Below are 23,998 nucleotides of genomic sequence, written 5' to 3'. Positions count from 1 at the left end.
CTCATCAACAGATGCGGGCTATGGACAATCAGGACATCCACTGCAGTGCAGGTTGTACTCAACGGGCTCGGCGGTGATTCCAGACGCATCCTTCAAGGTAATCCGCTCCCTCCAGGTCAACGGGGGAGGGGGAATGACGGGAGGCGGGTAGAGCACGATGGGGTAGAAGCAGGCCCACGTGTAGTTGAGCGGGGAGGGCATCTTGTCCGGCAACGTTTCCGTGGCGGGTTCGCAAGGCCCGCTCGGGCACACGGGGCGCTCCAGCGTCAACTCAATCGGGAACTTCGGAACTCCCTTGTACGCAACCGGAACGGAAAATGGCCTGAAATAATTTTCAGTGCGATCTGCGATGCCGGCAACTTCAAAGGCCTCCGTCAATACGGAAACGCCAAGTGCTGAAACCCGCTCGATGGGCATGTAGAACAGGTCGTTCTCAAATCCCGTGTCTTCACCGCCCCGGCCGTGAATGACGCCAACGGCCGCATTGTTCGAAAAGACCGGCCCACCGCTGTCACCTTCGACGCTGAGAGGGCCTGGAGAAAGGTTGCGTGCACGGATGTACCTGCCTATGGCCCCATTATGATTGGACCTTGAATTCTGGCTCATGCTCAACGTACAAGCCACCAAACGTATCCGGCTCAGATGCCTGAATCCTGGCTTCCAGACCTGCCGCAGAGATCGATTTCATCGACCTGTATTTTGCTTCGGCCTCAGATACATTGAACGTTCGCGAGTAGGTGTGTGCCGTGGGGTTGCCAGTTATCGGCTGGCCGTGCAGGGAGAATGCGAACGCACCGAGGGCGGACAATGCCAGGGCGCGCATGGATAGCTTCGTGCGCAGACTAATCATGGCTGCTCCTTTGCCTGACGCATCAAGTGAATCGTCATGAGTGGGCCAGTACAGGCATCCGGAATGGACGCAGCAAGACTCGAACGGAGCGATTCACCGCCATGCCCCCCTCCGAATGATGCGGCGATTCCGAATTCCATTATTTCCCCAGATCGTTCATCCTGCACGCCTACGGGAACGCCCCCCTTCATGGCCAGCGAGTAATCGTGAGGCCATGCTGCAAGATATGCCGTGCCACCTGGATCCACGAAATAGACACAGCCATTGATTGGCCTCAGCATCCCTCTCAGTAGCCCGGTTGCAAGGACCGCTCCCTGCTCAGGTGAGAGCCTGACAAGCACAAGTGATCGGTCCTCTTTGGCGCCAACCGGCATGATCGCGGCGATGCAGGAGGCAATCATCAAATAAAGGAGAGCCGCAAGCCTTGCTGAAGACCTGGCAGATACCGTGCACATCCCCACCTCCATGTCACAGCTGATTGTTGGCCCGCCCGAAATCCACTCGCATTTTCAACAATTACGTTACAGCGATATTGAAGGTATTGACTTTCCCCGGACTTAACCGTGACCACCTTCACGAACGGGTATTTTCAGATTGCCCGCTCGCTCCGTGTAAAGCCGAGTTATCTTGCGAACGAGGAGCAGAGGATTACTGCCAGGTACCGAGGTTCTGGCATGGCCATTTCCACGCCCTTGCAGCCGGGCCCGGATGAAATCCTGCACCGCCCGAATCCGCACGGGGGGGGCGGCTCTGGTCGGGAACGGACACGCGGCGGGGCAGAAACACTCTGATGTGAGACGGGCTCCGGCGCGATGCCGGAGCCCCGGTTACTCACTTCTCCTGCAGGAAGCTCAGCAGATCCTGGTTGACCTTGTCCTTGTGGGTGTCGGTCAGGCCATGCGGCGCACCCGGGTACACAATCAGCCTGGCGCCCTTGATCAGCTTCGCCGACTGGCGGCCCGAGATGTCGATCGGCACGATCTGATCATCATCACCGTGGATCACCAGCGTTGGCACATCGAACTTTTTCAGGTCGGCGCGGAAGTCGGTGGCCGAGAACGCGGCGATCGAATCGTAGGTGTTCTTGTGGCCCCCCTGCATGCCCTGCGCCCACCAGGCATCGATCAGGCCCTGCGACACCTTTGCGCCCGGGCGGTTGAAACCGTAGAACGGGCCGGACGGGATGTCCTTGTACAGCTGCGCGCGGTTGTCCATCTGCGCCTTGCGGATGCCATCGAACACTTCCATTGGCAGGCCATTGGGGTTGTCGGCGGTCTTCAGCATGAGCGGCGGCACCGAGCTGATCAGCACCGCCTTCTTCACCCGGCCGGTGCCATGGCGGCCGATGTAGCGCGCCACTTCGCCGCCGCCAGTGGAGAAGCCCACCAGGGTGACGTCATGCAGGTCCAGCGTGTTGATCACCGTGGCCAGGTCATCGGCGTAGTGATCCATGTCGTTGCCTTCCCACGGCTGGCTGGAACGGCCGTGGCCGCGACGATCATGGGCAATGACGCGGTAGCCGTGGTTGGCCAGGAAGATCATCTGCGATTCCCAGCTATCCGAGTTCAGCGGCCAGCCGTGGCTGAAGGTAACGACCGGGCCGTCCTTCGGGCCCCAATCCTTGTAGTAGAGCTGCACGCCATCGGTGGTGGTGATGTAGCTGGCGGTGCGCGCGATGCTGGTGATTGCAGCCGGCTTGGCCGGTTCGGCGGCCTGCGCGGACAAGCCGGCCTGGACCGAGAGGGCGAGGGCGGCAACGGCCAGGGTACGGGCAAAGGTGTTCATGCGAGGCGTCTCATGGGTGGGTGGTGAGACGTACTTTGCGACCGAAATCAGGCGCCTGGATGATGACATGTACGAATTTCTTGATAGATCGTCCTGCGCGAGCTTGCCCACGCGAGAGGTCGCCGCGCCACCCGTTGACAGGGTAGAACGATCGTTCTACATTGGCGTCGTGAACACAACTACCTCCGATACCCAGCAGAAGATCCTGGCCACGGCCGAGGCGCTGATCTACCAGAACGGGATCCACGCCACCGGCATGGACCTGCTGGTGAAGACCTCCGGCGTTGCCCGGAAGAGCATCTACCGGCACTTTGAAAACAAGGACCAGGTGGCCGCTGCGGCATTGAACGCGCGCGACGTGCGCTGGCTCACCTGGTTCCAGCAGGAGTGCAACAAGGCCGACACCCCGGAAGCGTGCATCCTCGGCATGTTCACCGTGCTCAAGGGCTGGTTCCAGTCCGAGGGCTATCGCGGCTGCGCCTTCATCAACACCGCAGGCGAGGTCGGCGACCCCGATGATCCGATTCGCCACATCGCCAAACATCACAAGCAGAAGCTGCTGGATTACACGCTGAAACTCACCACGCAACTGGACATCCAGCAGCCGGAAGCACTGGCGCGGCAGCTGCTGGTTCTCATGGAAGGCGCCATCACCGTCTCGCGCGTGATGGGCGACTACAACGCCGCAGACACTGCAAGGGATGTTGCAGCGGTGTTGTTGGAGCAGGCCAGGCGCTGACGCCTGAGTCATCAAGATCCGTCGAAGCACCCCGTTCATCCATTTGATTGGAGGCCCCACCGTGCCCACTGAAGCACCCCGCCCGCCACTCCCCCCGTTCACCCGTGAATCGGCCATCGAGAAAGTTCGCCTTGCCGAAGATGGCTGGAACTCCCGCGATGCTGACAGGGTTTCGCTGGCCTATTCGCTGGACACCGAGTGGCGCAACCGTGCCGAGTTCACCCATGGCCGCGAGGAAGCGCGGCAGTTCCTGGCACGCAAATGGAACAAGGAGCTCGAGTACCGCCTGATCAAGGAGCTCTGGGCCTTTACCGAAAACCGTATTGCTGTCCGGTACGCGTACGAATGGCACGACGACTCCGGCAACTGGTTCCGTTCCTATGGAAACGAGAACTGGGAATTCGGCGCCGATGGCCTGATGCAACGCCGCTTTTCGTGCATCAACGACATGCCGATCAAGGAAAGTGACCGCAAGTTCCACTGGCCGCTGGGGCGCCGCCCCGATGATCATCCGGGGCTGTCTGATCTGGGTATGTGATTCGCATTGCTTCCTGGAATGCAACATCACGTCCCCCTCCACGGGCCTACCGCAGCAACGGTGTGCTGCCTAGGCTGATCGCACACGGCACATGCCGTGTTCCGGGCCCACCGCGTGCGCAGTGGCCCGCCTTCCCATGAACCCTGCAGCGCTGGCCTGCCAGGCATCGTGCCCTGGCAACGCCACGCCCTGCGCCGTGGGAAAGCGCCCGGAATCGTTCGCGCCAGCCTTGCATCGCTGCCCGCCCAATGCCCCTTCGTGGAGATCCCTCATGTTCAGTCTGGAAAACACCGCCGCGCCCATTGCCCCCGCCCTCGATGAGCTGGTGCCCTCGCGCTACGCCCTCAAGGTGGGCGACGTCGAAGTGCTGGTGATCAGCGATGGCGTCCTGCCGTTGCCCACCCAGATGCTCGGCCACAACGTACCGGCCGCCGACCGTGCCGAATGGTTCGAAGAGATGTACCTGCCGCAGGATGCCTTCGACTGGGCATTGAACGTGATGGTCGTGCACAGCGGTGATCGCACCATCCTCATCGATGCCGGCCTGGGCATGGACCCGGACCTGCAGCTGCCGCGCGCCGGCCAGTTGATCCGCCGCCTCGGTGCCGCCGGTATCAACCTGGGCGAAATCACCGATGTGGTGATCACCCACATGCACATGGACCACGTCGGTGGGCTGCTGGTTGAAGGCGTAAAGGAACAGCTGCGCCCGGACCTGAAGATCCACGTGGCCGCGGCAGAGGTGGAGTTCTGGAAGTCGCCGGACTTCAGCCGTACCAACATGCCGCAGGGGTTCCCCGATGCGCTGCGCGCTACGGCCAAGCACTTCTGGGCCGAGTACAGCAGCTACGTGCACACCTTCCAGGACGAACAGCAGATCGCGCCGGGCGTGACGGCCCGCCGCACCGGTGGGCATACCCCGGGCCACTGCGTGGTGCGCGTGGCGTCTGCCGGGCAGGCCCTGACCTTTGCCGGTGACGCGGTGTTCGCGGTCGGCTTCGACCAGCCGAACTGGCACAACGGCTTCGAGCATGACCCGGAGGAATCCGCGCGCGTCCGCATCGCCCTGCTGAAGGAACTGGCAGGCACCGGTGAAATGCTGGTGGCCACGCATCTTCCGTTCCCGTCAGTGGGCCGGGTGTCGCTGGAGGGCGAGACCTTCCGCTGGGTGCCGGTGTTCTGGGACTTCTGATCGGGTCCTGCGGCCGTTGCGCAGGCAGGCGTTCACGATCGGGGCGCATCGGCGCCCCGGTCGAATCCCGCAAGAACGAGGTCGCAATGGATGCCATCCACGCGGGGCGCGGATCTACTGGATGGAGGTGGGTAGTGCCAGCCGCTGCAGCTTGTGCGGGTTGCGCTGCACCAGGATCTGCGTGATCCGTTCGCCATCGGTCTCGAAGGCCATCGCCGCTTCCAGCTCACCATCGAAATAGCGCAGCAGTCCCAGCCGTCCGTTGAGCATGGCCGGCACCATCCGCAATTGCGCGCTGCGCCGCAGGTGCGGGGCATACAGCAGCTGGGCAATGCGTGCGCCTCCGACCATCGGTTTGGGGAAGCTGGTGACGATGCCACCGCCATCACCCACCAGCTCTGCCGACTCGGCCATCAGCGCCTTCATCGTGCGGAAATCGCCGCTGGATACGGCCTCGGCGAAACGGCGCAGCAGTTTCTGGTGCACCTCCTGCGGGACGTTGTAGCGCGGGCGCTCCTGCCTGAGCTGCAGGCGTGCGCGATGCACGATCTGCCGGCAGGCGGCTTCTGTCTTGTCCAGGGTGCGCGCGACCACCGCGTAGTCCTGATCGAACACGTCGTGCAGCAGGAAGGCCGCACGCGCATCCGGTGCCAACCGCTCCAGCACGCTGAGGAAGGCGACCGACAGATCACTGGCGGTTTCCAGCACATACTCAGGGGTGCTGGTGTCATCGGTCAGCAGCGGCTCGGGCAACCACATGCCGACATAGTGTTCGCGCGTATGCCGGGCCAGGCGCAGGCCATCAATGGCGCGACGGGTGGTGGTGGCCACCAGCCAGGCTTCGGGATTCTCGATCTGTGACGGGTCGGCGCCATGCCAGCGCAGCCAGACATCCTGCACCACGTCCTCGGCTTCGTGCGAAGACCCAAGCATGCGGTAGGCCACGCCGAACAGGCGCGGGCGGAGGCGGGAGAACAGCGCAGTGGAATCGTCCATGCCAGCGTAGACGGGACAGGTCCCCGGATTGTGACACCCGGGGACCTGTCCTTGGTGCCAGCGCCGGACGTGCGATCAGTGCGGCGGCAGAACCGCCGGCTTGCCGATGTCCTTGATCAGGAACACCACGAACTTCGCCGGCTCGGTAGCGCTGGCGTTACGACCCACGGTGTGCAGATCGGCCGGGCCTTCATGGAAGGCCTCGCCCGGGCCGAGGGTGACTTCCTTGCCGCCGGCCACGCCCATCACGATCCGTCCTTCCAGGACGTAGACGAAGCCATGGGCATCGTGGCGGTGCACCGGATCGGCGCCACCCGGTGGGTATTCCACGGTAAGGATCAGCGCTTCCTTGCCGGGCTGCTCCGGCAGGGCGCGGGTCATCACCTCGCGTACCAGGGGCTCGGGCGCAGCAGGGGGCGGGGTGGCGGCAGCGCTGCACAGTGGCAGCAGCGCAAGCAGGGCCAGAACAGAACGACGCATGGCAGGTCTCCAGTGCGGTAGGGGAGGGCCGCTGCATGGGGCAGCGGCGGATCGATCAGGCCAGGCCGGCCTTGTCCAGGCCAAAGGCCGTATCCAAGGTGCCGGGCGTAGTACGGAAGGCGACGTTGGCGCGGTTCCAGGCGTTGATCGCCATCACCGCGTGGGTCAGGTCGACGATCTCCTGCTCGGACAGCTGGCCGCGCACACGCGCGTACAGCTCGTCGGGCACACCCTGCGCCGGCAGCTGGGTCAGCACTTCGGTCCAGGCCAGGCAGGCGCGCTCGCGCGGGCTGAACAGCGTCGATTCACGCCATGCCGCCAGGTGGTGCAAGCGCAGTGGGCGCTCGCCGCGCAGGGTGGCCTCCTTCACGTGCATGTCCAGGCAGAAGCCGCAGCCGTTGAGCTGCGATGCACGGATGTTGACCAGATCGATGATGGCCGCTTCGATCGAGGCGGTATGGGCGGCATGCGAGTACAGGCCGAGCTTCTTGAACAGTTCCGGCGATTGCGCGGCGTAATCCAGACGTGCGGTCATGGCGTGTTCCTGTAGCGAGTGAAGGACACAGCGAGGCTAGGCCTGCGCCCGCACTGCCGGTAGGCCGGGGCCGGGCCGCATGCTGTTGCATGAAAAACACCAATGGCCTGTCACAGCGGCCGATGCTCGGCCGTCTGCCGGGCATGGACACCTCATCGCACCTGCGCACCGCATTCCGCCCTGCCAGCGAACAGGTCTGGCAGACCTTCCTGGCCGCACTGCGCGAATTGCCGCCCGATGCACGTGCGGTGCTGTTGCTGCACGACGTGCTGGGCGCAGGGTTCGAGGACATTGTGCCCCTGCTGGGGCTCGACCTTTCCGCGTGCAGGCAGCGCCTGGCGCTGGCGCGGAACCACCTGCACGCACGCCGTGCCCGCCTGGAGCCAGGCCGCCCATGAACATCGCACAGCCCAACCCGGCCAGCGACGGCCACGATGCGCTCAATGCATCCTTCTCCACCAGCTACGCCGGCGTGCTGGCCTTCATTGCAGTGGCGGCCGAGGGCAGTTTCGCCCGCGCGGCCGACCGCCTTGGCATCGGCCGTTCGGCCGTCAGCCGCAGCGTGCAGAAGCTGGAAAACCAGCTGGGCGTGCGGTTGTTTCTGCGCACCACGCGCTCGACCACGCTGACCCGCGAAGGCGAGCTGTTCCTGGAGGGCTGCAACCCGGGCGTGAACTGCATCCTGCAGGCGCTGGAGGAAATGCGCGACCTGCGCGAGGGCCCGCCGCGCGGGCACCTGCGCATCAGTGCCAGCCACGGCTTCGGCCGGCGGGTGATCGCCCCCTTGCTGGCCGCCTTCCGCGCCGAGTACCCGCAGGTCTCGGTAGAACTGCTGCTGGACGAGCAGGCCCCCGACCTGGCGGGTGACCGCATCGATGTGGCGTTCCGCGACGGCCTGCTGGAAGACAGCCAGGTGATCGCCAAGCAGCTGGTGCCGATGCAGCTGGTGGTGTGCGCGTCACCGGCGTACGTGCAGGCGCAGGGTCTACCGTCGTCGGTGGATGCGCTGTCCACGCATGCCTGCATCGGGCGGCGCCTGCCGGGTGGACGCATGCAGCCCTGGGAATTCCGTGTCGACGGTACCGAAGTGCACCTGCAGCCCCCAACCGCACTGGTATTCAACGATGCCGATCTGGCCCTGCAGGCCGTCATCGACGGGCTGGGCATCGCCCAGTTGCCCAGCTATCAGATACGTGAAGCGCTGTGGGCGGGCAGGGTGGTGACCTGCCTGGATCGGCATGCGCCGCTCGATCGCGGCCACTACCTGTGCTACCTCAGCCGCCGCCAGCTTCCCAAGCGCGTGCGGGCCTTCATCGACTTCAGCACGCAGCGGGTGCGCGCGCTCGAGCTGGATGTGATCTCGCATTGGGAAGCGCGCCAACAGGCCACGTCCATGAAGCCAGAGGCACAGCCCGCCTGGGCCTGAAGCATTGGTGCGTGCCGGGCAACAGTGCGCGCCCCAGCGCGGACCTACTGCCCCGCACCCACGCTGCCTACGATTCCAGCATGACCGGCCACAACCGGTCGCCCCTTCTACATTCCAGGAGACACGTCATGAAATTCCTCGTCATCGGTGGTACCGGCCGCATCGGCAGCAAGGTGGTGGAGCGCCTGCGCACCGCCGGGCATGAGATCGTGGTGGCAGCGCCCTCCACTGGGGTGGATGTGCTGACCGGTGAAGGCCTGGACGCCGCCATGGACGGCGTCGACGTGGTGGTGGACCTGGCCAACTCGCCCTCGTTCGAAGATGCAGCAGTGCTTTCGTTCTTCGTGACCGCTGGCCACAACATCCTGACCGCCGCCGCCCGTGCCGGCGTACGCCACCACGTTGCGCTTTCCGTCGTAGGCACCGACAAGCTTGCGGCCAGCGGCTACTTCCGCGGCAAGATCGCCCAGGAGCGCCTGATCCGCGATTCGGGCCTGCCGTACACCATCATCCATTCCACGCAGTTCTTCGAGTTCCTGCCGGGCATCATCCAGTCCGCCGGCAATGGGGCGACCCTGCGCTTGCCCGCCGCCGACGTTCAGCCGATTGCCGCCGAGGATGTTGCCGAAGCGGTGGCACGCATCGCGCAGCAGCCACCCCGCAATGACGTAGTGGAAATTGCGGGCCCCCAGCGCGCCGCGATGGCGGATCTGGCCAGGCAGTATCTGCAGCGGACCGGCGACCCGCGGCAGGTCGTGGCAGACGCCGAGTCCCTGTACTTCGGTGCGCCGCTGCAGATCGATACGCTGGTGCCGGTGGGGCAGGCTTGGCTGGGGCAGGTCGGCTTCGAAGCCTGGCTGCAGCAGTCCGGCCTGTTGCAGCGGCAGCCCGTCTGAGCGACGAATCGATCGCCTGCCAATGACCGAGCTGAAGCCACCTTCGCCCGCCATGCTGGACCGCTACCAGGGCGACGACGTGCAGCCGCTGTACACCGGCCGCGTGCGGGTGAGCGGTGGCCAGGCCCAGCACGGGCGCGCGTCTGGCGTGGTGCGATCGGACGACGGTGCACTGGCGGTGGACCTGCGCCTGCCGCCGGAACTCGGAGGGCCTGGCGGCGGCTCCAATCCCGAGCAGCTATTGGCCGCAAGCTACGCCGGTTGCTTCCACGGCGCCATGGCACTGGTGGCCGCGCGTGCCGGCCTGCTGCTGCACAACCCCAGCGTCGAAGTGGCGGTCACCTTCGCCCGTGATCCGGCAGATGGGCTGTACCTGCTGTCGGCCGAGATCGTGGTCCATCTTCCCGGCATGGATGCGAACCTGGCCTGCGAACTGGTGCGCAACACCGAACGCGTCTGCCCGTACGCCAAGATGTTCCATCGTGGCATCAGCCATGTGGTGCATGTTCGGGTCGGCCCGCAGTCCGCGCCTCTGTAGAGTCGAGCCATGCTCGACTATTGCCCTGACGTCCGCTTCCGGCCAACGGATGCACGCCTCATCTAAATCCGGCTAAGCTGCGGGACGTCCACGCGTGGAAACGCCAGATCCCCTCAAGAGGCTGCCATGGAAGTGCAGTATCAGCTGCTAGCGGGTGCATTGATGGGGGTCTTTGTCTTCCTGTTCTTTCTTGCGCGTGATTACTGGAAGAGGCTCAGCTGGCTGTTCGGTACCTTCGATCCCAACATGGGGTTTGCCTCCGAAGTCGAGCTCATCTCACAGGCCAACAAGACAATGCTCCTGCTTGGGGCGCTTGCGTTGATCTGGGCCATCGTCGGTCCTTCGCCCTACCGCAGGAACTGGGAGATCGAGGTCATAGGCCTGACCCTGGGGGCGCTGGCCTGCTATGTGCTGCTCATCCTTCTGGCGTCTTCCCGCAGCCGATCCACACGGCAATGAGTCCAGCATCGTGCACGGCCGTGGCAGCTCGCCCGGACCACAGCGGTTGCTGACCACCGACGCAGCACCGTATCCGAGCGCCGCATGGCGCAGTTCCGCAGACCAGCCCACGGCGCGCTTTGGGCCTGCCTGGGCGGCTTTACCTGGGCATCAATACGCTGTCCACCAGGCGCACGTTTGCCAGAGGCGGCGCTGAAGATGACCGGCCAGCAGGCTCGGCCGGCGATACCGGCACGCCATGGACAGGCTTCACAGATCTGTACTACCCAGACGGGCATAGTGCCCCTTCGGTAGTCTGAGCGCGTCCATCCAGCCACGGGGTTTCCCCGAACGCCAGGAGGTCACTGTGCCAAGTTGGGACGAAGGAATGAAGTTGACGCGTCGCCAGGTGATCGCCGGCGGCGCCACGACCATGGCGATGTCTGCCGCACCGGGGGCATCATCGCTCGCCGCCGAACTGGCGGCGTCCCGGCCGCCCAGGCCGCCGGTCATCAGCACGGTGGCGTTGACGGTCAACGGCACGCATCGTGAGCTTGAGCTCGACACGCGGACCACGCTGCTCGACGCCCTGCGCGAACATCTGAAACTGACCGGGACCAAGAAGGGCTGCGACCACGGTCAATGCGGCGCCTGTACCGTGCTGGTCAATGGTGAGCGCATCAATGCCTGCCTCAGCCTGGCGGTGCAGCACCAGGGCGATACCATCACTACCATCGAGGGCCTCGGAACCCCGGATGACCTGCATCCGATGCAGGCCGCCTTCATCAAGCATGACGGTTACCAGTGCGGGTACTGCACGCCGGGGCAGATCTGTTCGGCGGTGGCGGTACTGGACGAGATCAAGCGCGGTGTCCCCAGCCATGCGCAGGCCGATGTCAGCGCACGGCCCCAGGCTACCAACATGGAAATGCGCGAACGCATGAGCGGCAACCTCTGCCGCTGCGGCGCGTATTCCAACATTGCCGAGGCGATGCAAGAGGTCGCTGGCGCGACCTCTGGACGGGGGCGCTCATGAAGGTCTTCAGCTACGAGCGCGCGAAGTCTCCTGCCGAGGCCGCCAGGGCCGTCGCCGACACCGAGGGCGCGAAGTTCCTGGCGGGAGGAACCAACCTGCTCGACCTGATGAAGCTGGAGGTCGAGACGCCCGCGCACCTGGTCGACGTGCAGGACATCGGTCTGGACAGGATCGAACCTACAGACGACGGCGGCCTGCGCATCGGCACGCTGGTCACCAATACCGCGCTGGCCTCGCATGAGCGCGTGCGCCGCGACTACGGTGTGCTGACCCGCGCGATCGTGGCAGGCGCGTCCGGGCAGCTGCGCAACAAGGCCACCACCGGCGGCAACCTGCTGCAGCGCACGCGCTGCCCGTACTTTTACGACCCCCATCTGCCCTGCAACAAGCGCCTGCCCGGATCAGGCTGCGGCGCGCTCGAAGGGTTCTCCCGGCAGATGGGCGTGATCGGTACCTCGGACAGCTGCATCGCGACCTATCCCGGCGATATGGCGGTGGCGCTGCGCGTGCTGGACGCCTCGATCCAGACCGTCAAGGGCGATGGCAGCACGCGCAGCATTCCGATTGCCGAGTTCCATCGTTCCCCGGGCGACACGCCACAGCAGGACAACGTGCTGCAGCGCGGTGAGCTGATCACCCACGTCACGCTGCCGGAACCGCTGGGCGGCCGGCACGTGTACCACAAGGTACGTGACCGCGCGTCCTATGCGTTCGCACTGGTGTCGGTCGCCGCGGTCGTGCAGCGTGACGGCTCGGCGCGATTCGCGTTCGGCGGGGTCGCGCCGAAGCCGTGGCGCATCGAAGCAGCCGAACCCCTGCTGCGCGACAGCGTCAAGGCCACGACCCGGCAGGTGTTCGCCGGTGCCCGTCCAACGCAGGAGAACGCGTTCAAGATCGCACTTGCCGAGCGCACCCTCGCAGCCGTTCTGGCCGAAGGAGAGCGCTGATGCCCCTCGAATTCAACGCCCCCGCCGGCGACAACCTGTTCGACAAGGCCAAGGTGGTCGGCAAGTCGACGCCGCGCATCGACGGCCCACGCAAGACCACCGGCACCGCCCCCTATGCCTACGAGCGCCATGACGTGGCGCCAAACCAGGTCTACGGCTACATCGTCGGCGCGGGCATCGGCAAGGGGCGCATCATCTCGATGGATGCCTCCCGTGCACGTGCCGCCCCCGGCGTACTGGCGGTGATCACCGCACCGGAGACCAAACCGGTCGGCACATCCAACTGGAACAATGCGCCATTGTTCGGCGGGCCCGAGGTCGCCCATTACCACCAGGCCATTGCCTGCGTGGTGGCAGAGACCTTCGAGCAGGCCCGCGCCGCTGCGGCGTTGATCCGCACCCGCTACGAGCGCGGCAAGGGGCGCTTCGATTTCCCAGCACTGGCACCGTCCGCGCCGCTGGCAAAGGGGCGCGGTGGCAAGCCCGACCGGCAGACGCTCGGCGATTTCGACACCGCCTACGCGAGCGCGGCGGTCAAGCTCGACGAGACCTACCACACAGCCGACGAAAGTCATTCCATGATGGAGCCGCACGCCACCATCGCCGCCTGGGAAGGCGACACGCTCACCCTGTGGACCTCGAACCAGATGATCGACTGGGCCAAACAGGGCATGGCCGCGATCCTCGGCATCGATCCCGACAAGGTGCGCGTGGACTCGCCCTATATCGGCGGCGGCTTCGGCGGCAAGCTGTTCATCCGTGCCGACGCGGTGCTGGCCGCACTGGCCGCCAAGCAGGTCGGGCGGCCGGTGAAGATCGCGCTGCAACGCCCGTTGATGCCCAACAACACCACGCACCGGCACGCGACCATCCAACGCGTCCGGATCGGTTGCGCGAAAGACGGCACGATCTCCGCCATCGCCCATGAGAACTGGTCGGGCAACATCAACGGCGAGGACGGCGAGAACGGCACCCTGCAGACGCCCAAGCTCTATGCAGGCGCCAACCGCCTGGCGGCCAACTACATCGCCACGCTCGACATGCCCGAAGGCAATGCGATGCGCGCGCCGGGCGAAGCGCCGGGCCACATGGCACTGGAAGTGGCGATGGACGAAATGGCCGAGAAGCTGGGCCTCGACCCGATCGCGTTCCGCATCCTCAACGAGCCCGAGGTCGTGCCCGGCGATCCGAGCAAGAAGTTCTCCGACCGCAACCTGGTGCGCTGCCTGCGCGAGGGCGCGGAACGCTTCAACTGGAACAAGCGCAACGCCAAGCCGGCGCAGGTACGGGACGGGCACTGGCTGGTCGGCATGGGCGTGTCCGCGGGCTATCGCGGCGCGCCGACGATGAAGTCGGCGGCGCGGGTCCGGCTTGACGGCCAGGGCGGGGTGATCGTGGAAACCGACATGACCGACATCGGCACCGGCTCCTACACGATCATCGCGCAGACGGCAGCCGAGACCATGGGCGTGCCGCTGGACCGGGTCCAGGTGACCCTCGGCGATTCCCGTCATCCCGCCTCCGCCGGTTCCGGCGGCCAGTGGGGCGCGGCAAGCTCCACCGCCGGCGTGTACGCGGCGTGCGTCAGCCTGCGCCGCAAGGTGGGCGAGAAACTGGGCTTCGACGGCGACACCGCAAACTTCGCCAATGGCCACATCCAAGCGGGTGGGCGGACCATCGACCTGGCCGAAGCGGGGACACTGTCGGCAGAGGACGGCATTGCCTTCGGCAAGTTCAAGCAGGAGTACGACGTCGGTACCTATGCAGCACATTTCTGCGAGGTTGCCGTGCATGCCTACACCGGAGAGACGCGCATCCGCAGGATGCTTGCCGTATGTGATGGCGGCCGGATCCTCAACCCTCTGTCCGCACGCAGCCAGGTCATCGGCGGGATGGTGATGGGTGCGGGCGCGACCCTGATGGAGGAACTGGTGGTCGACAAAAGGCTTGGTTTGTTCGTCAACCACGACCTTGCGGGCTACGAGGTTCCCGTACACGCTGACATTCCGCACCAGGACGTGGTCTTCCTCGACACGCTGGACCCGGTGATCTCGCCGATGAAGGCCAAGGGCGTCGGTGAGCTGGGCATCTGTGGTGTCGGAGCCGCGATCGCCAATGCGGTCTACAACGCCACCGGTGTGCGCGTGCGCAACTATCCCATCACCCTGGACAAGCTGTTGCCCGGCTTGCCCGACGTAGGCTGACCGTTGCGCATGGACCGACCCGTGGCCTCACCCGTGCTGGAGGCCTCTGCGGCAGAGGGAGTGGAGCCCAGAGATCCTGCCGTGCACCTGTCCGCAGCGCCGGGCTTCCTCGCCGAAGGCAGCCCGCGTAGCGTGCTCGAGGCGGCCTTGACGCGCGTGCGCGCGGGGGAGCACGCCGTGCTCGCGCTGGTGATGGAAACCGATGGCTCCACCTACGCCGGTGCCGGTGACATGGTGCTGTTCTGCAACGGCAGCCAGGTCGGCTGGCTCAGCGGCGGATGCCTGGAGCCTGAGCTCGCGCGCCGCGCGGAGCAGGTGAGCGCGGCAGGGCAGGTCGACTGGATCGAGATCGACACCCGCAGTGACGACGACCTGTTGAGTGGGTCCGCGCTCGGCTGCCGCGGCCGGCTTCGGATTGCGCTTCTGCCGTTGCGTGCCATGGCCGGCATCGACGACGTGATCGAGGCTTGGTTGCGCGACGGCGTGTCACTCCAGCGCGACCTTCGCACGTCGGGGCAGATCGTTTTCCGCGCCGGCCATCGCGAGCAGGCATGGCAGCTGAACCCGATGGACGGGGCGCAGCCCTTTGGAGAAGCAGCGTGGCGTTTGCCATTGCCCCGGCTTCCACGGGCTCTGGTGCTGGGTGGCGGTCCAGAAACGCCCTTCCTGGTTCCGTTGCTGCGGGGACTGGGGTGGCGGGTCAGCGTGGCCGAACGACGAGCGCGCTGGTCCTCAGCGGGGCAGGGCGCGGATGCACAGCGCCAGGTGAGCCCGGCCGAGGCCCTCCATGCCGACCCGTGCGACGCGGTGCTGGTGATGCACCACGACTTCGAGCTGGACCGCGAGGCACTGGTGGCCTTGGCCGATACCGAGGTTGCCTTCATTGGACTTCTGGGTCCGCGGCGAAGGCGTGAGGATCTGTTCAAGCTGCTGACACCGGATCAGCGCCACCGCCTGTCCCCGAGACTTCGATCGCCGGTCGGCCTCAACATCGGCGGCCGAGGGCCGGAGGCGATTTCGCTCAGCATCGCCGCGCAGCTGCAGCAATGGCGAAGCACCGCCGGCACATGACGGCCGCGCATGCAGTCGTCGTGCTTGCTGCGGGCGGGAGCACCCGACTCGGCCAGCCCAAGCAGCTTCTGACCCGGCAGGGCGAGGGCCTTGTACATCGCGTAGTGCGGTTGTCCTTGGAGCTCGCGCCATCGCAGGTGTTGGTGGTGGTGGGCGCGAACGCACAGGCCGTGACATCCAGCATTTCCGGACTGGATGCGACTCCGGTAACCAACCACCACTGGGAAAGCGGCCTGGCCAGCAGCCTGCAGGTCGCAGGCACACACCTGCTGCCCACGGTGGCCGCCGTGATGGTCGTGGCATGCGACCAGCCCGGGATCGAGCACTCCCATCTGCAGGCGTTGCTTTTGGGTGCCTGCGCCTCGGCGTCAGGGTGCGCAGGCACCCGTCACGGAAACGTCCTTGGCGTTCCTGCAGTAGTGCCGCGTGCATGGTTCAACGCTGCGGGCGCAACCGGTGACCGCGGCTTCGGAGCGCGCTTGAGGCAGCTTCCCATCGATGCCGTGCATGCCCTTCAAGCGCCGGAGCTGGGCCTGGATATCGACACGCCAGAAGATCTCGCGCGTGCGCGCCTTGCGGGCTGGATCGATGCCGGGAGGTGAGTCGTCGGCTACGATGGTGGCGCCGGCATCTGCGCCGGCGGGCAGGGGGACGCAATGGATATGCAGGCAGAGGGCGGATTCGATTCGTCGGACAGGACGAAGCACCAGGAACTGACCTTCCACTGGCTCTACCAGCGGGTGCAAGGGCTGGTTGAACATAGCATCTATCGTAAGGCGGGCAGGGTGGAGACCTGGTCGTTTCGCATCGGCATGGGTGCGGCGATCATCGGCATACTTACTGCTCAGCTTCCGGATCGATGGCTGCCTATTGGCGCAGTACTCCAGGTGGTTATTGCCTGCCTGGCAATCGAAATCGGGGGCTTCATTGTTGGGGGCGCCCTGGCGGCCCGCAGAGGCATCCGCCAATTCAGTCAGCCACGGCTGTCGCACGCCAAGGAGATGGACGGTGACTTCGCCCACTGGCAAGCGGTGGTTACCGAGCTTCGCCGTTTCCCTCGCATTGAGCGCGAGCGCCGCCTCAAGTATGTCAGTCAGCTGCGCAACAACATGATCGAGCGCATGGGCCTGATGTACGGCGGTCTGCAACGCCTTGGGCCATTCCCGCTGCTCATTGCGTTCTATTTGCAGTTCCGGGGATGGAAATGGGGCGACTGGGCAGGCGCCTTCGACGTCAGCCTGGTCGGCGGGTTGTTGATCCTCGCCATGGTGCTTCTGTACCTGTTGGGCTGGATGCTGATCAGCATGCGCATCCGCCTGGACACCTACGTCGCCTTGCTCGAAGGCTCCATCCACGAACCCGAACCCCCGCAGCCCGCGGCTCTGTAGAGTCGAACCACGCTCGACTACGGCACGCCACATCGCGCGCCCTCAGGCACATCGCCAGCGAGAACCTGCAGCATCCGGTCCATCAGAACAGGCTCTGGCACACCAGCCAGCACCTGTTCCAGATGATCCAATGGCTCCAACTGCCATTGGAGGAGCGCCCGCAACTGCACAACGGCGGGCGCCCGCTGCTCCGCGTCCAGTGAGACACGCAACAGCAGATGTCGCGAGCGCCTCTCCAGCAAGAGCACCGGAACGCCGTTGCAGCGAATCTGGAAAGAGACATCCCGTTGCCGTTCAACGAACTGGAAGCCCTGCCGAGGCCGAGCCTCCACGAACTGCACCGCTTGGCGGCGCAGCTGTGAAAAGCGATTGTCGGTGATGCTCTGGAACGCGAGCGCCTCGGGCACAGGCGGCGCCGACCACCAAGGTTGTGCCGCGACCACTGCCGTGAGGAGCAGCGCTGTGGCCGCCCAGCGGCAGCAAGCCACTCAGCCCTCCGGGCGCACCCGATCGATGGCATGCGCCGTGAGTCCCAACCCAGCCATGATCAGCCCTTCCATGACGCGCGGGCCGACGTATTGCTCCAACTCGCCGTTCTCGCGGGCACGCTGTGCGGCCAACAGGATTTCCAGCACCACACGAAGGCCGGCCAAGGAGCAATCGGTGTCTGCCAGAGCAATGCGCCGCCCAGGCATCTGATGGCGCTCAGGCCAGGGCTGGCCATCGGACGCGGCGCCGGAGCCGATGCTGTGCAGCAGGGCGATGAGCGTGTTCGGATCCAGCGCAGGACCGTTGGCAGGCGCGTCGTGGATCGGGTGCGGGGCAGGGGAGTGGGGCTGGTTCATGGCTGGGCTCCTTGCGTGCGTGCAGAAGCCGCCACCGATAAAGGTGGCGGACGATGCGTGGCTCGAAATCCGGTACGCGACTAGGCCCGGTGGGCACAAGGCCCCCACGCACCGCCCGCCATAGCCGGCCGACGGATTGCCAGCCGGCACCACAAGGCGTGGTGCCGGCTGGCAAGCGCAAACTACAGTCGCGTTACCGGGATTTCGAGCCCCGGCCACCGATGTATTGGTGGCACGAAAAGGAATACGCGCGGTCATGCGTGATGCCAATGCAGTAAGGCCGATGCCGACACCACTTTCAACATTTTCAGAATCGTTGCATGCGGCGCAATGAGGCTGGAGCCTTGCGCTGCAATGCTATCGGCGATGTCGGTAGTGCAGGCCTGCGGACTGTCGGCATCCGCACGCAGGGATCATGAGCGAGGCGGATGCGACAGGATTGCCAAAGGCCGCCAGGCCTCAGTAGCCCTTCAACGCGGCCTTGGTCCGCTCCAGCCAGGCGGCATTGTGGCTGCGCGCGTGGCGCGACCAGTGCTGGGCATCGTCGATGATGCTGGCGAACAGGCTACGGGCCTGCTCACGATCGGCGGGCTGCGGTTGCGCCATCAGCCACTCGGCGTAGAGGCAGCGGGCCGCCGCATCGTTTCCGCATTCAACAGCGCGCTCGAACGCGGCGCGGGCGTCGGGCGACTGGGTGGCTGCCAATGTCTGCGCATAGAGCAGGGTCTGTTCTGGCTTGCGGCGCACATCCGGATGGCGGGCAAACAGGCCGTCCAGCGTCCCGACTGCAAGTGCGGCGTGGCCGGACTCCAGGCGGGCACGGGCAAGGCCGGTCAGGATGTAGGGGTCGTCGCCCAGTGGCGAGCTTGCCGCCTGCTCGAGCAGGGTTCTGGCTTCCTCGGCTTGGCCGGAATCGAGCAGCGTCATGCCCAGGCGAACACGGTTCTGCACGGTAGGCGTGCGCGCCAGCTCGGCGCGAGCGTTGCGCAGGTCCTGGCCCGGGTCCATGAGCTGCTTGGCGGAACGGACGACCTGCCGGGCGCCGCGTGAGTGGCGGACTTCCGGGAAATAGATCGCGAGGAAGTAGACGACGCTGCCGAGCAGCGGGAACGAGAAGAGCAGGATGAGCCAATAGAGGCTCTGGCCCGAGCGGATGGCGTGCACCGCGAAGTAGATGGCCGCCAGTACGTGAAGTCCGATTCCGATATAGGGCATGTGTGCCGCCTCGTCCTTGTGGGGGCTGGAACTATAGTGGGGGAGGGGTGGGGCGCCAATGGGGTGGGGTGATCGGGCGTGACCCGTCACGTTAATATGATTGAATCCGGCGGGGGCGACCAAGATCCTTGCCCCTGGAGCCAAGATCCTCATCATCGGCAGAGACCACGCCGCCGGCTACGGACTCGCGCTACCATCTATCGGCAAACCACAGGGGGATATGGAATATCCACAGATCCTGATTCAGACTCAGTAGCGCCTGGGTTAAGGCCTGCCCGGGACAAGGCAATGAAGCCCATTTCCTGAGATCGAGGATGGAACCATGAAGAAGATCGCTCTAGCGCTTTTGATGGTTGCTTCAGGTGGTGTGAGTGCGGGGAATTTCACCAAGCCGATTACAGTGAATCTCCTGCCCGGCGGCATGATCGAACTGGCTAGCGATGTCATCTATACCGATGATGCAGGCCGAAAGTGGCACGCTCCAAAGGGCTCTATTGCAGATGGAGCGTCAATTCCGCGCATGTTCTGGAGTGTCATAGGCGGTCCGCGCGATGGCGACTATCGAAACGCGTCCATCATCCACGATGTCTACTGTGTTAGCCGCAGCATGCCGTGGAAGGAGGTGCATCGCGTCTTCTACGAGGCGATGCTTGCGAGCAAGGTCGACCCTTACAAGGCTAGAGTCATGTATGCCGCCGTGTACCATTTCGGACCACGCTGGAATGTATCAGTTCCGATAAAATCCAAAGATGTCGCCGCCGTTAGGCATGAGCTTGCGGATAAATCAGAGCAGCTTGGGCTTCCAGACCGAACCTCCGAGGTAAAATTCACCCTGCCTGGGAACTCGGACATGCTGGGTAGCCTGAAGGGCGGCACTTCCAAGTCCATCCTTGTTTCATATTCTGCCCGGGATGTGATGGATCTTGATGGGGCCACACTGAAGAAGCTCCTCACGTCCTCCGACTCCGTTCAATTTTTTGCGACGGCAGCTCCAGCGTCTTCGGCCAGCGCTGAAGACCTAGAAAAGATTAAGGAGTACGTGAAAAACGATCGCAGCCTTGACGATATCGAATCATTGACCTTTGAATAGGCTCGATAAAAGGCCCTAGGAGTCCGAAACCGGCCCCCGGGCCGGCCAGGTCAATTCGGTGCGAGGTTCGGCTCACAGTGAGTTCGTTCGAGACGTTCGCCACGGCGTGGCCGCGTGGCCGAGGGAAGCACCCCGGCGCGAGGAAGAGCCAACGTTGTACCGCCTGGACAGTGACCGTGCTGCCGCTGATTCTGCGAGCGTAGCGAGTGGAAGCGGCGGCAGCGCGGGCGCGGTCATGGCGGCATGCAGCGGGGGCGCCATCGTGCGCCTAGGTGAGCGCACGATGGGCACGTTCCCAGAATCCAAGCCCTACCCGCCGAGCTTCTGATTAACCTGACGCATCACGGGCAGCGGTCGCGCGGCGAAAACACCCAGCCGCCGGCTGCCGCCATCTGCCGATAGGGCTTCCCTGCGAAGCACTGTACGTTGCTCGATAGCAGGTCACCGCAACGGGAGCCGGGCAGGTTCTCCCAGCCACCGTCGATTCGGCGGATCGCCAGAACACGCGCTAACGGAATTCCGCTCAACCCAGCGATGGTTGCACACACCACAGGGTCGGGCAGGGCCCTCGCATGCCTGTAGTTGCTGATCGCTGAGCGGCCTACGCCAAGAGCTGCTGCGAGGAATTGATGCCCTGCATGTTCATGCCCCTTGACAGGCTGTGTTCAAGGGGAATATGCATGCACCTGATGTTCATTGGCCTTGAACATTCCCGTCACCGCCCCCCCCCGAGGCCGCTGGCGGGTTCTTCTGGAGCTAGGAGGGGGGAAGGTGCAAGTGACATCACCGCGGATCCAGTGCGAGCGCAGCATCCATGTCCGCGTCAACGAGCGTGAGGCAGTCCTCAGCGACGACTGCCAGCCTCTTGAGATCTTCCGCAGCACTGCGGACAAATACCACAAAGGTGTCGCCCTCGTCCTTAATTGCCATATCAATAAGCTGAGCTACGAGCTGGGTTTGAAGCTCGACAATTTTGTAGCTTCTTCTGGCATCTTCCTCCAGGAGGACAAATTCTTCGGGAGCGAATCCGGCGCTACCGAGACGATGCAACAGCGCCACGCTCCTTGCTTCGATAGTAAATCGGTTCAAATCATCAAACGACGCAGCATCATTGGTGGCGCAGAATGCGTCGTGCTCGTATGTCAGTCCTATGAGCTTCAGCTTCATGACGCTGTAGCGTCGCCGCAACGCATCGCGCTCCTGCTTATCCTGGGCAGCTCGCTCGGCCACTCTTTGAAGATGTGCCTCGCGGGCATAGTTGTTGGCACCGATTCCGATCGCCCAAGTACCAAGCGCAGCTACCGCTCCGCAGAGGGCTGCGAGCCAATCCGCCGCGTTTCCTTTGGTACTAAAGATGCCGGTTGCCCAGCCGGCGCAGACTGCACCGATAGAGAAAGCAAACACAACAATTGCGCACAGCGCCGTTGTGGACACCTTATGCAGCTCCGTCTTCATTCCCCCTCCCGAGTCGCTCCTTTGAGGATGGGAATTCTGGCATGACCGACCGGGTGGTATGGGCATCGCGATATCGTTGAGTTCCGTGCGCAGGGTGGTGGCCAGGTGCTTGACCGCTTCACCACTGAGCAGCTTTGGGCCTTGGGTTGGTCCGTCAAACGGACGGAGTTCGGCGTACTGCTGTCAGCGAAGGGCCATGAGATCATCGCGACCACCTGGCCCGTTGATCCGTTCGGCGAACAATCCGATTCGACCACAGAGCGCATCAGGGCTGCGGCGGGGGCGCCTGTGACGAGCGGGAGCGAGACACAGCCGACCACCGCCGCGGCGAACGGGAGCACCCTGATTGCAGTTGGTAAGCGCCCGCTGGGCACGTTCCCCGAGATGCCACCATATCCGGCCACCTTCTAATTATCGTGATGCGTCACCCCCCCTCTACGCGCGGCCCATCAACTACAATCCGCTCACCGATAAAGGACTGTTACTGGGCAGGGGGAGGGGCAGATGTTGGACGAAGTCATCAAGAGCGCCAGGGAGTACTTCTTGGATAGAGTGGCAAGCCCTTTGACTGGAGCTTTTGTTTTGTCATGGTGCATTTGGAACTACAAATTCATCCTAATTATTCTTTCAGATGAGCATGTAGTTCGAAAATTGCACCTTGTACGAGCAATAATATTTCCTGACTGGACGGCGACAGCCATCCAGGGATTTGCCGCTCCCCTGGCGACCGCGCTCATCTATTTGTTCTTGTACCCACGTCCAGCCAGACTTGTCTACGAACATACGCTTAAGGAAAGGCGGCGGACGACTGAAACGAAGAGGAAGGTCGAGAATGAAGACGTCCTTACGGTCGGCGACTCGCAAAGGCTGCGCGAGCAATACGCTCAGCGCCAAATAGCCCACCGGGCGGAAATCTCAAAACTTACAGCGAACATCGAGAGTCAGGAGGATCAAATCAAGCTACTTGCGGACAGAGCCGAGAAGGCTGTCCAAGAGCTGGCCGAAGCGCGAGTCGCCTCTGATCCAGAAGGAAGACTCGCTGCATTTGATGCAGCGGAGATGTTCAACCTGGAGCACGAACTGGCAATTGCCAATGGAAAGATCGAAGAGCTCCAGAATCAAATAGACTCCGCATCCAGCCAGCGCAGCCAAGAAGGGCTGTTTGACGAATGGTCCTCCGAGGAAAAACCAAGCCCCCCCAGTAATTTCACTTGGCCACATCCAGATTCCCGCGTCTATCACGCCATGCGTCGTGCACTGCAGAAGCTGGCCGAGTCGGAATATCTTGTCTTTCCCTCTGACTACAACAAGGAAGCTGGAATCTCAATCGGGTTCGCGCGATACATATTTGACTTGCTCGCTGATGCGCACTTGGCCACTTGGGAGGCAACGAACTCGGAAGGGGATTCCAAAGGATTCAGAATTTCCCCCAACGGAATTGAGGTGCTTCTGTCAGAAGGCTGGACCGGAGCGAGCAGGGCAGTGTAGGGGCGACGCCCCTACGGAAGCGCTTCACACGCGCTGGCGCGGCCTCGGCCCACGGCTCAAGTAGACCACATTGGACACCTCGGCGTCGGGGCCGGGATCACGCATGCCGAACCGTCGTTCTCGGCGAATTTTGTTCGTCGCAGAGATTTGACGGCAAGCTAAGTCAATGATTCTTTGGGGCATAACTCTACCGAAACGCCACGAACTCCACGATTCAACGCAGATCTTTCTGGGCCCAGGGGGCCAGTCGCAGACATTCTTTCCACTGGAAGGGCAGATGCCGACAATTGGCACCTCCGGAGATTCGATGCAGACAATTCTGCATCTCAACCAACTTAGTGAGAGGCGGTCCAAGTTTGGCAGGGAAGGGCCATCCATCCACTACACCTGGCCGCGGTCTCTGTTTCGCTCCTTGCCGGCGCAGCCCAGCCACGCCAGAGTCAGAATGCACGAGCTCCTTCTATGTCTGATCATGACCACTGGGCGGATCAGTGCGGCCTCATCATCAGTAACAGAGCCGTCAAGCCGACCGAGCAAGTGAAGGGCGGAGCACGCGAAGCCGCGGCCCAGCACCCGCTCGTATGCTCGCGCGAAGGCTGCGATCGAAGGGTTGTCAGGGGAGAGGATGGACGTTGCCTGGGCGATCTCCCTTAGCACCGCCTGTGTGGGCCGACCTAGTACACGGCCGTCCAGGAACAGCTGCTCGCGGACCCTGTAGGCGGGGAGCAAGACAATCGAGGCGCGGGAGAATGGCTGCCCACCTTCAGAGGTCCCAGGCAAGCCTAGGCAGGCTCGCTCACGTGCCGAGAAGCTCGACTCGCGGAACTTTGCCGCAACTGAAGCCGT

Annotated in this window: 27 protein-coding genes; 17 read left to right on the top strand and 10 right to left on the bottom strand. The window is 64.0% G+C overall.

The features are described 5' to 3' along the window. Nucleotides 1–18 precede the first annotated feature (18 nt). The 3 genes from ACZLIB_RS11940 to ACZLIB_RS11930 form a co-directional block, all read right to left on the bottom strand. The gene (locus tag ACZLIB_RS11940; protein WP_478467664.1) at nt 19–606 is read right to left on the bottom strand and encodes a hypothetical protein; all 588 of its coding nucleotides are present in this window, start codon (nt 604–606) and stop codon (nt 19–21) included. Next, nucleotides 578–850 carry a hypothetical protein gene (locus tag ACZLIB_RS11935; protein ID WP_478467663.1) on the bottom strand — a complete coding sequence of 91 codons (273 nt, stop codon included), beginning with the start codon at nt 848–850 and terminating at the stop codon, nt 578–580. Before ACZLIB_RS11935 ends, ACZLIB_RS11940 begins: the two co-directional genes overlap by 29 nt. An 831-nt stretch (nt 851–1,681) precedes the next feature. Continuing rightward, nucleotides 1,682–2,635, bottom strand: a complete 954-nt coding sequence (locus ACZLIB_RS11930; RefSeq protein WP_279911781.1) for an alpha/beta fold hydrolase — start codon at nt 2,633–2,635, stop codon at nt 1,682–1,684. A gap of 169 nt (nt 2,636–2,804) precedes the next feature. Between ACZLIB_RS11930 and ACZLIB_RS11925 the strand changes: the two genes are divergently transcribed. The 3 genes from ACZLIB_RS11925 (at nt 2,805) to ACZLIB_RS11915 (ending at nt 5,104) form a co-directional block, all read left to right on the top strand. After that, nucleotides 2,805–3,374 carry a TetR/AcrR family transcriptional regulator gene (locus ACZLIB_RS11925; protein WP_478469927.1) on the top strand — a complete coding sequence of 190 codons (570 nt, stop codon included), beginning with the start codon at nt 2,805–2,807 and terminating at the stop codon, nt 3,372–3,374. A 61-nt stretch (nt 3,375–3,435) separates the two neighbouring features. Continuing rightward, a complete protein-coding gene (locus ACZLIB_RS11920; protein WP_478467662.1) occupies nt 3,436–3,912 on the top strand; it encodes a nuclear transport factor 2 family protein in 477 nt (158 codons plus the stop codon). A gap of 271 nt (nt 3,913–4,183) precedes the next feature. Next, nucleotides 4,184–5,104 (top strand): MBL fold metallo-hydrolase, encoded by a 921-nt coding sequence (locus ACZLIB_RS11915; RefSeq protein ID WP_012511063.1) that lies wholly within the window; start codon nt 4,184–4,186, stop codon nt 5,102–5,104. A 114-nt stretch (nt 5,105–5,218) separates the two neighbouring features. Here ACZLIB_RS11915 and ACZLIB_RS11910 read toward each other — a convergent pair whose 3' ends face one another. The 3 genes from ACZLIB_RS11910 to ACZLIB_RS11900 all read right to left on the bottom strand — a co-directional run bounded on the left by ACZLIB_RS11910 (nt 5,219) and on the right by ACZLIB_RS11900 (nt 7,115). Next, a complete protein-coding gene (locus ACZLIB_RS11910; protein ID WP_049422314.1) occupies nt 5,219–6,100 on the bottom strand; it encodes an RNA polymerase sigma-70 factor in 882 nt (293 codons plus the stop codon). Between the two features lie 75 nt (nt 6,101–6,175). After that, on the bottom strand, nt 6,176–6,580 hold the full coding sequence (locus tag ACZLIB_RS11905; RefSeq protein ID WP_032127296.1) for a cupin domain-containing protein: 405 nt from the start codon (nt 6,578–6,580) through the stop codon (nt 6,176–6,178). A 55-nt stretch (nt 6,581–6,635) separates the two neighbouring features. Further along, nucleotides 6,636–7,115, bottom strand: coding sequence for a carboxymuconolactone decarboxylase family protein (locus tag ACZLIB_RS11900; protein ID WP_043033451.1), 480 nt, complete (start codon nt 7,113–7,115; stop codon nt 6,636–6,638). A gap of 89 nt (nt 7,116–7,204) precedes the next feature. Here ACZLIB_RS11900 and ACZLIB_RS11895 point away from each other — a divergent pair, with 89 nt between their 5' ends. The 11 genes from ACZLIB_RS11895 to ACZLIB_RS11845 all read left to right on the top strand — a co-directional run bounded on the left by ACZLIB_RS11895 (nt 7,205) and on the right by ACZLIB_RS11845 (nt 17,059). Then, the gene (locus ACZLIB_RS11895) at nt 7,205–7,513 is read left to right on the top strand and encodes a sigma factor-like helix-turn-helix DNA-binding protein (protein WP_049401564.1); all 309 of its coding nucleotides are present in this window, start codon (nt 7,205–7,207) and stop codon (nt 7,511–7,513) included. Further along, nucleotides 7,510–8,541, top strand: a complete 1,032-nt coding sequence (locus ACZLIB_RS11890; protein ID WP_478467661.1) for a LysR family transcriptional regulator — start codon at nt 7,510–7,512, stop codon at nt 8,539–8,541. The genes ACZLIB_RS11895 and ACZLIB_RS11890 overlap by 4 nt, the downstream gene beginning before the upstream one ends. Before the next feature lie 128 nt (nt 8,542–8,669). Then, entirely contained in the window at nt 8,670–9,437 is a 768-nt protein-coding gene (locus ACZLIB_RS11885; RefSeq protein ID WP_478467660.1) for an SDR family oxidoreductase, read from the top strand. 22 nt (nt 9,438–9,459) lie between these two features. Further along, complete coding sequence (locus ACZLIB_RS11880; RefSeq protein ID WP_478467658.1) at nt 9,460–9,975, top strand: OsmC family protein; 516 nt, start codon at nt 9,460–9,462, stop codon at nt 9,973–9,975. 126 nt (nt 9,976–10,101) lie between these two features. Further along, nucleotides 10,102–10,434 (top strand): hypothetical protein, encoded by a 333-nt coding sequence (locus ACZLIB_RS11875; protein WP_478467657.1) that lies wholly within the window; start codon nt 10,102–10,104, stop codon nt 10,432–10,434. 367 nt (nt 10,435–10,801) lie between these two features. After that, nucleotides 10,802–11,449 (top strand): aldehyde dehydrogenase iron-sulfur subunit PaoA, encoded by a 648-nt coding sequence (gene paoA, locus ACZLIB_RS11870; protein ID WP_478467655.1) that lies wholly within the window; start codon nt 10,802–10,804, stop codon nt 11,447–11,449. After that, a complete protein-coding gene (locus ACZLIB_RS11865) occupies nt 11,446–12,396 on the top strand; it encodes an FAD binding domain-containing protein (protein WP_478467654.1) in 951 nt (316 codons plus the stop codon). The genes paoA and ACZLIB_RS11865 overlap by 4 nt, the downstream gene beginning before the upstream one ends. Further along, complete coding sequence (gene paoC, locus ACZLIB_RS11860; RefSeq protein ID WP_478467652.1) at nt 12,396–14,600, top strand: aldehyde oxidoreductase molybdenum-binding subunit PaoC; 2,205 nt, start codon at nt 12,396–12,398, stop codon at nt 14,598–14,600. The genes ACZLIB_RS11865 and paoC overlap by 1 nt, the downstream gene beginning before the upstream one ends. Before the next feature lie 9 nt (nt 14,601–14,609). Beyond that, nucleotides 14,610–15,671: an XdhC family protein gene (locus ACZLIB_RS11855; RefSeq protein WP_478467651.1), complete on the top strand. Its 1,062-nt coding sequence runs from the start codon at nt 14,610–14,612 to the stop codon at nt 15,669–15,671. Next, a complete protein-coding gene (locus tag ACZLIB_RS11850; protein WP_478467650.1) occupies nt 15,647–16,273 on the top strand; it encodes a nucleotidyltransferase family protein in 627 nt (208 codons plus the stop codon). The genes ACZLIB_RS11855 and ACZLIB_RS11850 overlap by 25 nt, the downstream gene beginning before the upstream one ends. 54 nt (nt 16,274–16,327) lie before the next feature. After that, nucleotides 16,328–17,059: a hypothetical protein gene (locus ACZLIB_RS11845; protein ID WP_478467648.1), complete on the top strand. Its 732-nt coding sequence runs from the start codon at nt 16,328–16,330 to the stop codon at nt 17,057–17,059. Nucleotides 17,060–17,076: 17 nt separating this feature from the next. On the opposite strand, the gene ACZLIB_RS11840 is transcribed toward ACZLIB_RS11845, so the two are convergent. The 3 genes from ACZLIB_RS11840 to ACZLIB_RS11830 form a co-directional block, all read right to left on the bottom strand. Continuing rightward, nucleotides 17,077–17,466: a hypothetical protein gene (locus tag ACZLIB_RS11840; protein WP_256200870.1), complete on the bottom strand. Its 390-nt coding sequence runs from the start codon at nt 17,464–17,466 to the stop codon at nt 17,077–17,079. An 81-nt stretch (nt 17,467–17,547) separates the two neighbouring features. Further along, complete coding sequence (locus ACZLIB_RS11835) at nt 17,548–17,904, bottom strand: hypothetical protein (RefSeq protein ID WP_071227347.1); 357 nt, start codon at nt 17,902–17,904, stop codon at nt 17,548–17,550. 459 nt (nt 17,905–18,363) lie between these two features. Next, entirely contained in the window at nt 18,364–19,119 is a 756-nt protein-coding gene (locus ACZLIB_RS11830) for a tetratricopeptide repeat protein (protein WP_071227348.1), read from the bottom strand. Between the two features lie 322 nt (nt 19,120–19,441). Between ACZLIB_RS11830 and ACZLIB_RS11825 the strand changes: the two genes are divergently transcribed. After that, entirely contained in the window at nt 19,442–20,209 is a 768-nt protein-coding gene (locus tag ACZLIB_RS11825; RefSeq protein ID WP_478467646.1) for a DUF1353 domain-containing protein, read from the top strand. A 783-nt stretch (nt 20,210–20,992) separates the two neighbouring features. Here ACZLIB_RS11825 and ACZLIB_RS11820 read toward each other — a convergent pair. Continuing rightward, the gene (locus tag ACZLIB_RS11820; protein WP_071227350.1) at nt 20,993–21,664 is read right to left on the bottom strand and encodes a hypothetical protein; all 672 of its coding nucleotides are present in this window, start codon (nt 21,662–21,664) and stop codon (nt 20,993–20,995) included. A gap of 105 nt (nt 21,665–21,769) precedes the next feature. Between ACZLIB_RS11820 and ACZLIB_RS11815 the strand changes: the two genes are divergently transcribed. After that, on the top strand, nt 21,770–22,075 hold the full coding sequence (locus ACZLIB_RS11815) for a hypothetical protein (RefSeq protein ID WP_478467645.1): 306 nt from the start codon (nt 21,770–21,772) through the stop codon (nt 22,073–22,075). Nucleotides 22,076–22,168: 93 nt separating this feature from the next. Beyond that, nucleotides 22,169–23,152: a hypothetical protein gene (locus ACZLIB_RS11810; RefSeq protein ID WP_478467643.1), complete on the top strand. Its 984-nt coding sequence runs from the start codon at nt 22,169–22,171 to the stop codon at nt 23,150–23,152. Nucleotides 23,153–23,998 lie beyond the last annotated feature (846 nt).

The organism is Stenotrophomonas sp. 220_Sma (assembly GCF_056487375.1).
The sequence above is the reverse complement of the archived record's forward strand: the minus strand, read 5'-3'. Positions and strand labels throughout refer to the sequence as shown.